Consider the following 15,829-nt stretch of genomic DNA (forward strand, 5'->3'; position numbering starts at 1 on the left):
GTCCTTGGTAACAGCGCATTTTAAATCGGCGAACCTGGCGGTAGCGGCTCTACTTCAAAGGTACTTGGCCATGCCTTACTAGCCCAATAAGTATCGAACTGTTCTTTCAGTATTTCATACTGATTGTCGTCTGCTTTGTCGTCTAACCATTCGCTAAATTCAAGCAGAGCAAGTTCGGCTTCCATTCTTACTTCAGGCGCCAACTTATCGTTAGTTACTGCTTTCATCACTGCATTTAACGCCACTAACTGTAAGCGTTTAGCTAATGGGCTTTGTGACTTATTTTTATACCAGTGAACGTTAAGTATTTGCTTCACCAGCATAGAAACGCCTACTTTTTTGCGTCTGTCATTAGTGCTTCTTGTCTGCCACTCCAAGCGGTTTAAGCGCTCTGGGTGCAATAGTAATTCAAACGCAAAGTTAGATGCAGAAGCGGCCGCAGAAACAGGGTCTAACATTAACCCCATTTTGCCCTTAAAGTGCTCGCGAGTAATATCGTCGCCATACGCTGTCGGTGGAATAAGGGCGAGTACCGATTCAGGTATCGTCAGGTAATCAGCGGTAGTGGCCGTAATTAACTGCTGCATAGCGCGTTGCTGCACTGCAGGCGCTACAAACTGTTGGCCCTGTGCTTTGGTATAGTCACCTTTGCGTTCGTATTCATACACTAAGCCGCCGACTTGCTTTGCAACGGCTTCTAACTGATAACGGTGGAGTAAGTAAATAGGCACTAAAGCATTTTCAAGAGAGGATAAACTGCTATTTGGGCTTAAGGTGTCTAAACCTAAATTGGCTAACGCCAGTTCGCGTACTTGTGAAATTTCATCGAAAGCATCTAGCGGATTGCTACCGTTTTCCCACATATGGCCGTTTGCCGATGCATGGCGACTACTACGGGTATCGGGGTCTGACTTAAAACTTAAACCCTCATTACGGCCTTTTACGATAATTTTTGCCAAGGCTTCCGTTGCCTCTACGTCGCTGGCAAAATCTTGATAGCCATACGCGACGGCGTGAATATCCCATGCGCCTATGCCTTTATCATACGCGCCTTCCAAGCTAATTTTGCCGTTTTTAATACTAATTTTGGGGTGAGGATAATCCATTACCGACGCACGGTTATTTTCACTTGCCGCAAAGTTGTGGGCTATACCCAATGTGTGCCCTACTTCGTGGGCTGAAAGTTGCCTAATGCGGTCTAAAGCCATTTCTTGCTGTGCAGTGGTGTCGGTGCTCCCGTCCTTAAAAGGACTGGTTAGGCCAAGGGCAATTAAATAATCTTGTCTTACACGCAATGAGCCGAGCGTAACGTGACCTTTGATAATTTCACCAGTGCGCGGGTCGACAACCGACGAACCATAAGACCAACCGCGAGTTGCGCGATGTACCCAGTTGATTACGTTATAGCGCACGTCCATTGGGTCGGCACCTTCGGGCAATACTTTCACCTGAAACGCATCTTTGTAGCCTGCGGCTTCATAGGCTTGATTCCACCAGCTCGCCCCTTCTTTAAGCGCGGTCATTACGGGTTCTGGAATACCAGGATCTAGGTAATACACAATAGGCTCTACTGCTTCGCTCATTGCAGCATGCGGGGTTTTCTTGTTTAAACGATGGCGGGTAATAAAACGCTGTTCAGTAGGCTCGCTGATAGGCGTTGAATAATCAAAGTAACTGAATTTCCAGTAGCCCGAGTACGGGTGGTACTCTCTGGGCGTGTAATTATCATCAGGCAGAGCCACAAACGAATGATGCAAGTGCACCGACAAGCTTTCTGGGTCGGGCGTAACTTGCTGCACGTATTCGCCTGGCTTCTTACCTGCAAAGGTGACTAAAGCCTCTAATTCAGTATTTTTTTCAAAGCCTTTGGTTTTAGGTAAATACACGCCGCTTCGCATGTTATCTACGCTAAAACTGCCTTGGTTAGTTCCCGCTAAGCGATTGCCAATGCCATGGATATCGCTTAATAAGAACGGTGTGTAATCTATTAGACTGGCGCTGTCGTTTTTGGCTACCAGCGTAAAACCTGCGATAACCGAATCAGCAAAGGCTTCATCAATGCTCTGTTTCTCAGCGTCGCTGCCATGGGCTGCTCGGTATTTGGTGTTGTGCTGCTTTAATAAAACCTTGTTTCCAAATTTTTCAAAGCTTACTAAACGCGTATTGCCTAGCTGGCCGCGATCAAGGCCAATGTCGTTAGACCCTACGCCGTACGGCAAACTGCTTTGAAACAGGTATTCGGCGTGGTCTGTTGGCACCGCCAAGTAAACTTTGTCACTTTCATCGTCATAGTAAACAGGAATTAAACCATCTTTTTTGGTCATATTGCTGGTGAATTCACCAATGCTTGGCAGCGCTGCCAATGCGGAAGACGTAGACACGACAAATAATACCGTAATCGCAATGGCCGATTTGCCCGATGCTTTTACTTGTCGTGCCGCTTTATGAAAAATGTTCAATTGCAGCATGCAGTTAGTCCTTATTATTGTGAATTTCTAGCCTACCCTATGTGGTGGGTTTTGCCCATGGTAGTTCATCGTTTAATGCGCTCTTTTTGCTTATTATTTAGGTGTGAACGGGCTTGGTTTTTACTACCGAAGGTAATGCACTAAAAACGCAACTATATAGAATAAAACAGCTGGCATTGACTCTGCTCAATTGCCGTTTAAACATTCAAAAACATGAGCGACGCCAAATTATTTGATCTTGGTCAACACCAAGCTTTGTTTGGGTTGTAGAGGTATTTTACGGCTTATAAAATCCGCCGCCTTGTTTAAAGCGTCTAGTAGCGGTTTTTATCTATGACTTCAAAATTATCACCTAATCGCAGCTCTTCTAACCTACGTGAAGACTCAGTTTCAACATTGCCAAACCAAACCTTAATCGCGCCAGAGTTGCTTGCACCTGCGGGTAGCTTACGCAACATGCGCTACGCTTTCGCCTATGGCGCTGATGCTGTTTATGCTGGGCAGCCACGCTACTCGCTTCGCGTAAGAAACAACGAATTCAGCCTTGAGAACTTAGCGATAGGCATAGAAGAAGCACATGCTTTAGGTAAAAAGTTCTATGTAGTAAGCAACATTGCTCCGCACAACAGTAAGCTAGGTACCTACCTTAAAGATATTTCACCAGTAATTGCTATGAAGCCCGATGCGTTAATTATGTCAGACCCAGGGCTTATTATGATGGTGCGCGACGCCTTCCCTGAAATACCTATTCACTTGAGTGTACAGGCCAATGCGGTGAACTACGCCACGGTGAAGTTTTGGCAGAAACAAGGTATTGAGCGCGTTATTTTGTCTCGAGAGCTCTCTTTGGAAGAAATTGAAACTATTCGCGAACATGTTCCAGACATGGAGTTAGAAGTATTTGTGCATGGCGCGCTTTGTATGGCGTATTCGGGCCGCTGCTTATTGTCTGGATATATGAATAAACGCGACCCAAACCAGGGTACTTGCACCAATGCTTGTAGATGGTCTTACGATGTTAAGGCAGGCGAGGAAAACGAAACTGGCGACATCGTTCTAACCAGTGAGATTAATAAGGCAGTTACAGCACCTCAAGTGGTAATTCCTACCCTTGGTGAAGGCACGCCAAGCTCCCAAGTGTTTATGTTAGAAGAAAAGGAAAAGCCTGGCGAACTGATGCCAGCTTTTGAAGACGAACATGGCACCTATTTCATGAATTCTAAAGATTTGCGTGCCGTGCAACATGTTGGCAGGTTAACCCAAATGGGCGTGCATAGTTTAAAAATAGAAGGCCGCACTAAATCACATTACTACTGTGCCCGAACCGCTCAAGTCTATAGAAAAGCAATTGACGACGCGGTAGCAGGAAAGCCATTTGATAGTACATTAATGGGAAGCTTGGAAACTTTAGCTCATCGAGGTTATACCGAAGGTTTCTTGCGTCGCCATGCACACCACGCGTATCAGAACTATGAGTATGGCCACTCAGTCAGCGATAAACAACAATTTGTTGGTGAAGTGATTGATCGTTGTGAAGAGTCTGGCTATGCAATTATAAACGTTAAAAACAAATTCTGTGTAGGTGACTCGCTCGAGTTGATGACGCCAAGCGGCAACATCACCTTTATTTTGAGTGAAATGCTGGATAAGAAAAACCATTCTATTACGGATGCTAGAGGTTCAGGGCACCTAGTAAGAATACCGATACCTAGCGATGTGTCTTTAAATTTTGCCCTACTACTGCGAAATCTAGATGAAGGCGTTGATACCCGCAATCCGTTTCGAAAAGCACCTAGTGCAGTAACACCCGAAAACGCAAGCGAGACATAATGTATGGCACTGCTTATTCTTGATAGCTGCATTAACTGCGATATGTGCGAGCCCGAATGCCCTAATGCCGCTATAAGCATGGGTAATAAAGTGTATGAAATAGACCCTTTGCGCTGTACAGAATGCGTGGGGCATTACGATGCGCCTACTTGCGCAGCGGTATGCCCTATCGATGTGGTTAAGCCCGACCCGCACAATAAAGAGTCACTAGACGAGCTGGCCGAAAAGTTTGTTCGTTTAAATAGTTAGCTATGAAGTAAGTCAGCGAGTTAATTGTACTTCTCGAAGAATTCCCTTGAATCATGACCAAGAGTGATCACTAATTGCGGTACAGTTTGAATTGGCACTTACTAATAAGGGTTTTAATTTGAAGTTTGCCTCTCGCGCTACGGCGATCTCTCCGTTTCTTGCTATGGCCTATGGCGAAAAAGCCACGACACTAGAACAGCAAGGTAAAGATGTTATAAGACTTAATTTAGGCGAGCCTGATTTCGGCGCACCCGCGGCAGTACTCGCGGCAATGAAAGAAAGCTTGAGTGCCCCAGATTTTCCCTATACCTCGGCGCTGGGCATGCCTGAACTACGTGAAGCCATTGCACGCTTTTATAAAGTTAAACATGGCGTAGCGGTAAGCCCTTCTAGAGTGGTAGTGACCGCTGGGGCTTCTGGCGCTTTACTTTTGGCAAGTGCTGCCTTGGTTGAACCAGGCGACAACGTGATATTGGGAGACCCGTCTTACCCCTGTAACCGACGATTTTTAAACGCATTTGGCGCAGAGGTAACGCTGGTACCAACACGCAGTGAGGATAACTTTCAGCTAACCGCTGCAAGTGTTGCAGATAATTGGAAGCACAACACGAAAGGTGTACTTATTGCCACACCTGCCAATCCTACTGGTACGGTTATAGATGCAGAAGAGTTGACTAAAATTGGCGAGTACTGCAAATCCAAAGGTGGCTTTTTAATTGTTGACGAAATTTACTTGGATCTATCGCTTTCGGCTGATCTTGATGTACGCAATGATACATTCGCTTCCCAATCGACCTTGGGCACTGATACCAAACTTCAAACCGTACTTGCCAATGCACAGCTTGAAGAAACAATGGTCGTAATAAACAGTTTTTCCAAATATTTTGGCATGACCGGCTGGCGTCTTGGCTGGTGTGTGGTACCTGAAGCGATGACGCCCATCGTTGAAAAACTCGCGCAGAATTTGTTTATTTGCCCCTCTACCCTATCGCAAAAGGCCGCTCTTGCGTGCTTTACACCAAAAGCATTGGCGCAATGCGAGCAAAACCGCCATACGCTGGAAAAGCGTGCTTCCCTTGTTTTTAGTGCACTTGAAAATATGGGGCTTGGTTTAGATGCAAAGCCTGACGGTGCGTTTTACGCCTACATCAATATTAAGCACACAGGGCTAAGTGCAATTGAATTTTGTGATGCCCTACTTTCACAACATCATGTAGCGCTTACGCCGGGTAATGATTTTGGTGAGCACAATGCCAACCATTACGTAAGACTGTCTTTCGCCACTAGCATTGAACGCTTGGAGGAAGGGCTTTCACGGCTTGCTGAGTTTGTAGAATCATTAAGCTAACGCTTTTTTATGCTCACCATTTAATTTCGTGAATAGACAAATATTACCGAAAAAAATGATAGATATGGGTGCTTGTGCGTATATTGAGTAACGCATATTGATGACACGTGTCGAAACGAAATAAAACAGGACAAAACAATGAGTAACGAACGGGAATTTGATGTAGTTATTTTCGGTGCTACAGGTTTTACGGGTAAGTTAGTAGCTGAATATTTTCAGGCTCAGTATGGCAGCGACAGCAGCGTTAAGTGGGCGGTCGCAGGCCGAAACGAAGCTAAACTCAACGGCGTAAAAAAGGAGCTAGGCATTAGTGAAAGCGTTGCTAGCATTGTAGCCGATGGTGATGATGATGACGCGCTAAATGCGTTGACGAAGCGCACAGCCGTTGTACTTACCACTGTTGGTCCGTATCAAATTTACGGTGAAAAGTTACTTTCTGCATGTGTCGATAACGGCACCGGCTATACAGATCTTTGCGGTGAGCCAGCCTGGATGCACCAAATGATCAATAAATACGAAGCGAAAGCTAAAGAAACCGGCGCAAACATTGTGTTCTCGTGTGGCTTTGACTCTGTGCCTTTTGACCTTGGTGTGTACTACCTTCAAGAACATGCAAAAAAGCAAACTGGCGATGTCATTGAATATGTAAAAGGTCGCGTTCGTAAAATGCAGGGCACGTTCTCTGGCGGTACGGCTGCAAGTTTAAAAGCGACCATGGCGGCTGCGCACAAAGATAAGTCTGTCATGGCGGCACTTATTAACCCGCACTCATTAACCGATGGCGCGTCAAATCAGCCACAGCCCGATGGCAATAAACCTTACTTCGATGAGCAGTTAGGCACATGGGTTGCACCATTTATTATGGCGGCCATCAATACTAAAAACGTTCATCGCACGAACTACCTGGGCGGATATAGCTACGGCAAGAACTTTCAATATGATGAAATGATGATGACTGGTCCAGGTGAGAAAGGTGAAGCCATGGCGAATCACGTTGCCAAAGATAAGTCGCTTGCAAGTGATGATGGCCCTAAGCCAGGTGAAGGCCCGAGCAAAGAAGAGCGCGAAAATGGCTTTTACGATGTCATGTTTGTGGGTACCGCTACCAATGGTGATATGCTAGCCGTATCGGTAAAAGGCGACAAGGATCCAGGTTACGGCTCTACCAGTAAAATGATTTCAGAATCTGCCCTTTGCTTGTGCAAAGACGTTAGTTTATCTGGTGGTTTCTTCACACCTGCGGCAGCACTTGGTAACAAGCTTATCCGCCGTTTAGAAGAAAAAGCAGGCTTAACGTTTGCTATCGAGAAATAGCGATTCAAAAAACGAAGGCTGAACACAAATTGCGTTCAGCCTTTTCTCTCTGCGCTAGGTGTTATTGTTGTTTTTTAAGCGAGTACCGCTTTTAATGCTTTAACGCACGCGTCAGTTTCTTCAGGTGTCCCTACGCTAATACGTGACCATGAGTCGTACCCAGGCCACGTGCGCCCTACAACCTTTATACCTTGAGCTTTCATCTTTTCTGCAAATTTATCGTGCGGCATGCCCGTATCCATGTAAATAAAATTCCCTTGTGGATTTGGCGCAAACGGCTGCTTTAACTCTTTAGCTACTTTTACTAACTTTTCACGCTCAGTTTTAATGCGTGAGCGCATTGTGTTTAAGTTCTCATGATCATCCATACTTGCCATACCCGCTACTAATGCCAAGTAATTCACACCACCCATGCGCAGCATACCGCCCATTGTTTTAGCTTGCTCAGCAGGCATGATGGCGTAACCGAGACGCTGTCCCGCCATGGCGTGAATTTTAGAGAAGGTGCGGCAAATCACCACGTTGTCCCCCTCAGCTACTAGCTTCGATTGCACATTAGCGGGGTAAGCATCAGACATTTCAATGTAGGCTTCATCGATGAAAACCTGTGCTTTCTTCGATACGCGTTTTGCAAAAGCGGTAAGCTTCGCCGCATCTACCATGCTCCCTGTCGGATTATTTGGATTACATACGTACACAGCAGTCGTATCTTCGGTTACTGCAGCTTCAATTGCATCTAGGTCAAAAGTCATATCATTGGCTAACGGCACGTAGATCACGTCTGCCCCCATAAACTCAGCGCCCCGTGGTACGCCTTCGTAGGTTGCCATAGACGTTACCAGCTTATTGCCGTTTTTGGTGATCCAGTCCGCATAGCCAAAAAGAATAGGTGAAGATCCATTCGTAATTACGATTTGCTCAGCAGATACGCCTTCTTGCTCAGCAATTTTTTGCGCTAACACTTCAACCGTAGCGTCGGTATAACGCGCTAGGTTTAAAAGCTCGCTTTGCATTGCCTTTGCGGCTTTTTTTGACGGCCCAAAGGCGTTTTCATTTGACGATAAGCGAATAAGACCATCGTTTACATTGGGGGTAGCAGACGGGAAGTGTTCAGTTTGCATACCTGCGGCACGAAGGTCGCCCATAATACTGTCAACGCTGGTCGTTAGCGCTACTGCTCCTGCACCTAATCCCACAGACTTTAACCAATTACGGCGTGAAGAATTCACGGTGCTCTGTTGTTCATTTTTATTCATATTTCGCTCTGCCTTCCGTCTATATTCACTTTAGACTAAAGGCTTAATTTTGAACGCGCAATAGCATGAAAAACCTAAACCATTGACATAAATGCACTTTTTACGTGCATGTGGCGCACTAAAATTGACAACATAAGAAGTTTTAACGCGTTAAGTCGTTACATTACGGTGCAGCGTTATTTTGTCGTTTTTGGCGTTTGCGATGAATGACATTTTTTCTGATGTTAAAGGCGCAGCACTCTCTCGCTATTGGTTCTTCGCACTTGAACCCTGCCTTTTAAACGACTGTGTAATCCATCTATATAAATACAAAGTAAGAATTACGGCGAAACATTAATCGATTACTCAGTATGCAAAACAGGAGTTAAACATGGCTAAGGACCACGGCAACCAAATTAAAAACGACGACACTTACGAAGCCCTTCGCGATGAAGGCTACAGTAAAGAGAAGTCGGCACGCATTGCCAATGCGCAAGCCAATAGCGAACAAACGCCTTCTAAAGATGGTGGTAAAGGCAAAAAGTGCGAGGATCGCACTAAAGATGAACTGTATCAAAAGGCCAAGGAAGTGGGTATTGAAGGTCGCTCTAAAATGAGCAAAGACGAATTAATTGATGCTCTTCGTAATCACTAGAAATATCGCTTTGGCCGTTACGACGCACCGGTTGAGGTATACACACACGGCCAACATTAAGTTTGAGCGCTTACGTATTATCAATGTCCGACTACTGCGCCTTCCACTGTTCATATTCAAGCTGCGCTTTACGCATTTTTATCATTAACTTGGTCAGTTCAGGGTCTTTTTTAATGACCTTTTCCATATAGGCAAAAGACTCTTCTCTTTCATCAACCGTTAAGTCCTCGATATCTTTCATGGTTGGCTTAGGCATTTGCTGTCTAAGCGCCTGTTGAGTTTCCTTATACATTCGGTCGAGCGCGTACTGAGGATAGCAGACAGTCTTCTTGATTCGACTGTTTACAAATGATTCCTTTCTGCATTTTACTTTGAATTTTTTGTTGTCCGCTAGATCGTTAAAGCGTCTAAAAAAATCCAATTCCGTTCGCTGGATTTTGCGTAGGAAAAAACCACTACTCTTATTAACTTTCCCTTTTACTTCGACGACTTCTACGTCCTTGGGTTCCACAAACTCTTCTTTGTCGCTAGTTTGTGATGTAGCACTAGCCATGCCGCTAAAAAATACACCAGCCGCCAAAACTAATGAAAACCGTGAGGTAGAAGCGAAATTGATGCGGTTTAAAAGATTCACAGGATGCCTCCTTGCTTTCCTATTAGATAAAAATAAAGTTATTGGAGGTTTTAACCTCCCGTATCAAGTTTCTATTTCGAGTATTCAGTTGTGACTTAAGTAAGTCAAGTCCTCTAACTTTAGAAGTGTAAGTCTTTATGAACCTATTGCGGCTTATACTGCTTTGATGGGTAGGAAAGCCATAGAGGGGTAATGATACAGAGCTGCGATAACCCCAAGGACAGCGGGAACCGAATCATGGCTCACTCTCAGTAAGTACTCCGCCTTAAAATGAAATTAATTCATATAAAAATGAAATTAAGTCATTTTTATTCATAGTTAAATCAACGTATAACGTGTTCATAGCTTTTACAGCATTCTCACTACTCGGTTTAACTTTAGGAATAGAAGCGCATTCTCATGAACAACAACGTGAACACAGATTTCTCTTTTACTATTAACAGCGTTCAGTTTAATGAAGATTATCGCCCTTCAGACAACACACGCATCACCACCAACTTCGCCAATTTAGCTCGTGGTCAACGCCGCAAAGAAAATTTGCGCGATGCACTAAGCATGATAAACAACCGCTTTAATGCACTGGCTAGCTGGGATAATGAAAGTGGCGATCGCTATGCTGTCGAACTTGAAATTGTGTCGGTAGATATCGACGTTGAGGGTAACGGCAACACGTTCCCAACTATCGAAATCTTACAAACTAATATCATTGACAAAAAAACGGGCAAGCGTACCCAAGGTATTGTGGGAAACAACTTCTCGTCTTATGTTCGCGATTATGACTTTAGCGTTCGTCTATCTAATCACAATCGTGGCCAGTCTTCGTTCAGTGTCCCTACCGATTTTGGTGATCTGCACGGAAAGTTGTTTAAGTATTTCGTTAATTCAGAAGCCTATAAAGCACATTTTTCAAAACTGCCGGTCATTTGTTTAAGCGTTTCCGACAATAAAACCTACCGTCGAACAGAAAATCAGCACCCCGTTTTAGGTGTTGAATATCAGCCTAATGAATCATCATTAACTGAACAGTATTTCAAGAAGATGGGCTTAAACGTGCGCTATTTCATGCCACCAAACAGTGCTGCTCCTTTTGCATTTTATTTCTTTGGTGATTTGTTAAACGACTACACCAATTTAGAACTTATCAGCACAATTGCTACGATGGAGACCTTCCAGAAAATTTATCGCCCTGAGATTTATAACGCTAACGCCCAGGCAGGTTTAAGCTTCAAACCAAACTTGAAAAATAGCGATCACTCAGTGACTCGCATTGTTTATGACCGTGAAGAGCGGACTCATCTAGCCGTTGAACAAGGCAAGTTCGTAGAAGAGAACTTTATAAAGCCTTATCAACACAAGTTAGCGCAATTCACAGCAAGCTACGCCTGATCCGTTGATTTAGATACTTGCGATATTCAAACCGCATACGTTGCGACACAAAACTATGATAAGGGCAGCACGTTATGCCCTTCGCGCATCCATACAAATTATTGATTAGAAGAAAGCGAATTACATGAAAAAACTACTCCCCACTTCTATTGCAGGCAGTCTTCCAAAACCATCGTGGCTTGCACAGCCTGAAACCCTGTGGTCGCCGTGGAAGCTAGAAGGTGAAGCATTAGAGGAAGGCAAAAAAGACGCGCTTCGCGTTACGCTTCAGGAACAAGCCCTATCAGGCATAGATATTGTGTGTGACGGTGAGCAAACCCGTCAGCATTTTGTAACTACTTTTATTGAGCACCTAGACGGTGTTGATTTTGAAAACCGTAAAACCGTACGTATTCGCAATCGCTACGACGCTAGCGTACCTGTCGTTACCCAAGCTGTTACACGGCCAAAATCAGTGTTCGTTGAAGACGCAAAGTTCTTAAGGAGCCAAACCGATCAGCCCATAAAATGGGCGTTACCTGGCCCTATGACGATGGTTGATACGCTGTACGACGACCATTATAAAAGTCGCGAAAAGCTTGCGTGGGAGTTTGCCAAAATACTAAACCAAGAGGCAAAGGAGCTTGAGGCTGCTGGTGTTGACATTATCCAGTTTGATGAACCTTCGTTTAACGTATTTTTCGATGAGGTCAATGAATGGGGTATTGCCGCATTAGAAAGAGCCATTGAAGGGCTTAAATGCGAAACTGCAGTGCACATTTGCTACGGATATGGCATCAAAGCTAATACCGACTGGAAGAAGACATTGGGCTCTGAGTGGCGACAATATGAGGAGAGCTTTCCTAAGCTAGCAAAATCTAATATTGATATGGTTTCTCTGGAGTGCCATAACTCTCATGTACCCATTGAACTGATCTCGCTTCTTAAAGGCAAAAAAGTGATGGTGGGCGCTATTGATGTTGCAACTGACACAATAGAGACACCAGAAGAAGTAGCAGCTACATTACGTGAAGCATTAAAGTACGTGGATGCCGACAAACTCTACCCTTGTACAAACTGTGGTATGGCCCCCCTTTCTCGACAGGTTGCTCGAGGCAAGCTGGAGGCGCTCAGCGCTGGCGCCGAAATAGTAAGGCAGGAATTAGCCCAGAAGCTCAGTGCTTAATACGCCCCAAAACTTTTATTAAAAGAGAGTATTTTGAAAGCGCTCTAGAGCCCACATCAACGTGGGCTTTTTTTATTTCTAGCGGTTAAAAAGAGTATCAGCGTTATTCTCATCCGGTCGGCCCTTTTAAGGTTAACTCTCTTACATCATTTATAGCTTTTACAGAATAAAGATAATTAAAAACAAAACACAATAAACAGTAACGAATATTTAACTTATAAGAAACATTAGCAATTACCTTATTTAAAACAGCGACAAAACAACCATTATTCACGTTAAAAAAAGAAACTTTAATATACACGGTTTAAATTTACTCAGTTAGTGCAATATACGAGCAGAAATCTTCTAACTCAAAATTAACCAAGCATATGAAAAACAATACTAAAACCGCTTAATAAGCGCTCTAAAAAGACATTTTTCGACCACATGGTCAATATAAAAACAATTATTGAACATTATTAATACAACACTTAAAAATATTAATTAAACCTACTATTTATAAATTCTTTAAAATTAAGTTAACTCTTTCATAGCTAGAATTTAATTCACCGCAAAAAATTGATTTATTTAATACTAGATAATTAGAATGCGCGCCATTGCAACATAAGTAAAAACTACGCATGCAATTTGGCTAGCCCTTGCCTATTTACGGGGCGTTAACCAACAACAAGCACGTAAATCTAATTCACTAGGAACAATCCATGAAAAATATTGCAACTGCAGTTCAGTTAGCATTAGCAGGAAGTGTCGCGTTGACCTCAGGCAACGTTCTTGCACAGGACTCAACAAATGAAAGCGCTGACGTTGAAAAAATTCAGGTCACCGGTTCTCGTATCTCTCGTCAGGGCGCTATCGCTCCATCACCAGTAACAGCCATTTCTGGTGAGTCACTTCTTAATTCAGGTGCGATGAACATTGGTGAGGTGCTTAATGAGCTTCCTTCACTTGCAAACACATTCTCATTGGGTAATTCAGGTCAATTTATTGGAACTGCTGGTCTTAATATTCTTGACCTACGTGGTATGGGTACTGACCGCACATTAGTATTGGTAGACGGTAAACGTCACGTATCTTCTTCAGCAGGTTCTGCAGCGGTTGATACCAACACCATCCCTACTTCGTGGATTGAGCGCGTAGAAATCGTTACTGGCGGTGCTTCTGCGGTTTATGGTGCAGATGCAGTAACTGGTGTTGTTAACTTCATTCTTAAAAAGAACATTGAAGGTTTCGACGTGAGTGCGACGCAAGGCTTTGCACAGGAAAACGGTTATAAGAACGATAAATACCAAGCATCATACGGCTTTAACTTCGACAATGATCGCGGCAACATTGCTTTTGCAGCCGAATACAGCTCACAAGAAGCTTTAGAGGCCCTTGACAACCCTTGGACTGCAACGTCGTATCGTAATATGAGCTTTGAAAGCATCATGGGATACGAGCGCAGTGAAGACCAGTTAAATTCAACGGCATTTCCTGACAACTTTTACACTGCTAATGCGGGCTACTACACACTAAACAACTCTGGCGTTTTTGGCGGCAACTCTCAGACTTTCAACGCTGACGGTTCCATTCGCGAAATCTACACCGGTGACCAAGTAGACGGTGCGTTCTGCGCAAACTGTGATTCGTTTAACCTGCGCCAGTTTACGCAGCTTCAGCCTGAGTTTGATCGTACTAACCTAAATGTAAAAGGTAACTACGAGATAAACGACGACACCACAGTGTATGCACAGGCTAAGTACGCGCGTACTCGTGCAATTACAATGGGCCAGCCCGCTTTCTTCTATGGCGGCTCAGAGACAACCATTTATCGTAACAATGCCTTTCTAGATGATAGCGTTGCCGCATACATGGATGAAAACGAACTAGACAGCATTCAGCTTAACCGCATGATGACTGACCTAGGGCGCCGCACCGAAGCAGACGAGCGTGAAACTTATCGCTACGTGCTAGGTATCGAAGGCTACATTGGTGACGAGTGGAGCTACGAGGCATTTGTAAACTACGGCAAAACTGAATTAGAGCGTGAGAACCGCAACAACCTTGTTTTGCAAAACTTCGAGAATGCACTTAACGCAATAACTGACGGCGATGGAAACATTGTTTGTGCGTCAGGTAGTGATGACGGCTGTGTACCGCTGAACATTATGGGCTTTGGTCAGCCTTCACAAGAAGCAATTGACTACGTTAATACTACATCAGTTGGCACAAGCAAAATTGAACAATACAACGCTGGCGCAACCATCGCAAACTCTGGTATTTATGAATTACCTGCAGGATACGTTGGCTTTGCAGCCGGTGTTGAATATCGCAAAGAAAAAAGCGAAATTGAAGAACCTGATAATGCAGCGGGTACCTTTTTCAACACTCTAGGTGAAGATAAAGGCGATTACGATGTATCAGAAGTATTTACTGAAGTTACTATTCCACTACTTGCCGATCTCCCTGGCGTAGAAATGCTGACATTTGATACTGCGGCGCGGATTGCCAACTACTCTTCGATTGGCAACGCGAAAAGCTGGAAGCTTGGTCTAGATTGGAAAGTGTATGAAGATTTACGTCTACGTGCGACAAAATCATCTGCACTACGCGCGCCGAACATCGGTGAACTTTATGGTGAAGCAAGCCAAACCTTCTTCCGCGTAGACGATCCATGTCGTACAGACAACCTTGCTGACTTAGCCAACGCCGACCAACGCATTGCAAACTGTGCAGCGTTAGGTATCCCTGCAGATTTTAACTCTGATTACGACTCAGCAACGCTAGAAGGCGTAAACGGTGGAAACATCGACTTGCAAGCGGAGAGCTCAATATCTAAAACACTAGGTGTTGTCTATACTCCTAGCTGGTTTAAAGGCTTTACCGCTACTGTTGACTACTGGGAAATCGAGCTGACAGACGCGATTTCGTCTATTGACGGCCAAACGATTTTGGACCGCTGTGTTGACTCTGAGTCGGGTATTAACAACGTATACTGTGGCCTTATCGACCGTGATGGAACTACCGGTGAAATCACTCAGATTCGTAGCTATGCATTGAACATCGCGGGTCAAGAAGCCAAGGGTATCGACTTCGAACTAGGATATGATTTCGACGCGCTAGAAGGCGCATTCCGTACTAGCTTGATTGCGACTTACCTTAAAGACCGCAAAGAATTCCCATTCCAAGATAACCCTGAAGTATTCTATCAGTACGCAGGTACGGCAGGAGAATCTGATTGGCAGGGTGTATTAACCATCAACTATAGCCGTGGTGATTGGGAAGCAAGCTGGAAAACTCGCTACCTAGAACGTTCAAGCCTTTACGACAACCAAGAGTTAGCGCGTAACCCAAATCCGAGCAACCGTATGGAACTGCCTTCATACGCTGTGACTGACGTGACCGCGGGTTACAACTTTGCTAACGGTGTTAGCCTAACCGTGGGTATTGATAACCTGTTTAACCGTGCGCTACCGACAGGCACGACAGGCACGGGTTCAATAGACGGCGCGTACGACAACATTGGCCGCTTCGGTTACGTTACCGTAGCGTACAAAATGTAATTT

General features: G+C 44.4%; 11 protein-coding genes. 8 read left to right on the forward strand and 3 right to left on the reverse strand.

What is annotated here, in order from left to right; translation table 11 throughout:
* Nucleotides 1-20: 20 nt before the first annotated feature.
* The gene (locus tag AWH61_RS14105) at nucleotides 21-2,468 is read right to left on the reverse strand and encodes a zinc-dependent metalloprotease (protein WP_075177411.1); all 2,448 of its coding nucleotides are present in this window, start codon (nucleotides 2,466-2,468) and stop codon (nucleotides 21-23) included.
* A gap of 333 nt (nucleotides 2,469-2,801) precedes the next feature.
* Between AWH61_RS14105 and trhP the strand changes: the two genes are divergently transcribed.
* From trhP to AWH61_RS14125, 4 genes are all read left to right on the forward strand, one after another.
* Nucleotides 2,802-4,298: a prephenate-dependent tRNA uridine(34) hydroxylase TrhP gene (gene trhP / locus AWH61_RS14110; RefSeq protein ID WP_075177412.1), complete on the forward strand. Its 1,497-nt coding sequence runs from the start codon at nucleotides 2,802-2,804 to the stop codon at nucleotides 4,296-4,298.
* 3 nt (nucleotides 4,299-4,301) lie between these two features.
* Nucleotides 4,302-4,547: a YfhL family 4Fe-4S dicluster ferredoxin gene (locus AWH61_RS14115; protein ID WP_014949784.1), complete on the forward strand. Its 246-nt coding sequence runs from the start codon at nucleotides 4,302-4,304 to the stop codon at nucleotides 4,545-4,547.
* A 118-nt stretch (nucleotides 4,548-4,665) separates the two neighbouring features.
* Nucleotides 4,666-5,895 carry an aminotransferase class I/II-fold pyridoxal phosphate-dependent enzyme gene (locus AWH61_RS14120; protein WP_075177554.1) on the forward strand — a complete coding sequence of 410 codons (1,230 nt, stop codon included), beginning with the start codon at nucleotides 4,666-4,668 and terminating at the stop codon, nucleotides 5,893-5,895.
* A gap of 138 nt (nucleotides 5,896-6,033) precedes the next feature.
* A complete protein-coding gene (locus tag AWH61_RS14125) occupies nucleotides 6,034-7,209 on the forward strand; it encodes a saccharopine dehydrogenase family protein (protein WP_075177413.1) in 1,176 nt (391 codons plus the stop codon).
* 74 nt (nucleotides 7,210-7,283) lie between these two features.
* On the opposite strand, the gene AWH61_RS14130 is transcribed toward AWH61_RS14125, so the two are convergent.
* A complete protein-coding gene (locus tag AWH61_RS14130) occupies nucleotides 7,284-8,465 on the reverse strand; it encodes a pyridoxal phosphate-dependent aminotransferase (RefSeq protein ID WP_075177414.1) in 1,182 nt (393 codons plus the stop codon).
* 370 nt (nucleotides 8,466-8,835) lie between these two features.
* Between AWH61_RS14130 and AWH61_RS14135 the strand changes: the two genes are divergently transcribed.
* Complete coding sequence (locus AWH61_RS14135; RefSeq protein ID WP_075177415.1) at nucleotides 8,836-9,099, forward strand: DUF7218 family protein; 264 nt, start codon at nucleotides 8,836-8,838, stop codon at nucleotides 9,097-9,099.
* 91 nt (nucleotides 9,100-9,190) lie between these two features.
* Here AWH61_RS14135 and AWH61_RS14140 read toward each other — a convergent pair whose 3' ends face one another.
* Nucleotides 9,191-9,733: a hypothetical protein gene (locus AWH61_RS14140; protein WP_075177416.1), complete on the reverse strand. Its 543-nt coding sequence runs from the start codon at nucleotides 9,731-9,733 to the stop codon at nucleotides 9,191-9,193.
* A 411-nt stretch (nucleotides 9,734-10,144) separates the two neighbouring features.
* Between AWH61_RS14140 and AWH61_RS14145 the strand changes: the two genes are divergently transcribed.
* From AWH61_RS14145 to AWH61_RS14155, 3 genes are all read left to right on the forward strand, one after another.
* Entirely contained in the window at nucleotides 10,145-11,119 is a 975-nt protein-coding gene (locus AWH61_RS14145) for a DUF1852 domain-containing protein (RefSeq protein ID WP_075177555.1), read from the forward strand.
* Between the two features lie 124 nt (nucleotides 11,120-11,243).
* Nucleotides 11,244-12,284, forward strand: coding sequence for a methionine synthase (locus AWH61_RS14150; protein ID WP_075177417.1), 1,041 nt, complete (start codon nucleotides 11,244-11,246; stop codon nucleotides 12,282-12,284).
* 701 nt (nucleotides 12,285-12,985) lie between these two features.
* On the forward strand, nucleotides 12,986-15,826 hold the full coding sequence (locus tag AWH61_RS14155) for a TonB-dependent receptor domain-containing protein (RefSeq protein WP_075177418.1): 2,841 nt from the start codon (nucleotides 12,986-12,988) through the stop codon (nucleotides 15,824-15,826).
* Nucleotides 15,827-15,829 lie beyond the last annotated feature (3 nt).

The organism is Alteromonas sp. W12, assembly GCF_001924945.1.
Lineage (GTDB): Bacteria > Pseudomonadota > Gammaproteobacteria > Enterobacterales > Alteromonadaceae > Alteromonas > Alteromonas macleodii.

What these genes read in the sequence shown, in the direction of transcription:
- AWH61_RS14155 (WP_075177418.1), top strand. Translation starts at nt 12,986, where the DNA reads ATGAAAAATATTGCAACTGCAGTTCAGTTAGCATTAGCAGGAAGTGTC.
- AWH61_RS14150 (WP_075177417.1), top strand. Translation starts at nt 11,244, where the DNA reads ATGAAAAAACTACTCCCCACTTCTATTGCAGGCAGTCTTCCAAAACCA.
- AWH61_RS14135 (WP_075177415.1), top strand. Translation starts at nt 8,836, where the DNA reads ATGGCTAAGGACCACGGCAACCAAATTAAAAACGACGACACTTACGAA.
- AWH61_RS14115 (WP_014949784.1), top strand. Translation starts at nt 4,302, where the DNA reads ATGGCACTGCTTATTCTTGATAGCTGCATTAACTGCGATATGTGCGAG.
- AWH61_RS14105 (WP_075177411.1), bottom strand. Translation starts at nt 2,468, where the DNA reads ATGCTGCAATTGAACATTTTTCATAAAGCGGCACGACAAGTAAAAGCA.
- trhP (WP_075177412.1), top strand. Translation starts at nt 2,802, where the DNA reads ATGACTTCAAAATTATCACCTAATCGCAGCTCTTCTAACCTACGTGAA.
- AWH61_RS14125 (WP_075177413.1), top strand. Translation starts at nt 6,034, where the DNA reads ATGAGTAACGAACGGGAATTTGATGTAGTTATTTTCGGTGCTACAGGT.
- AWH61_RS14130 (WP_075177414.1), bottom strand. Translation starts at nt 8,465, where the DNA reads ATGAATAAAAATGAACAACAGAGCACCGTGAATTCTTCACGCCGTAAT.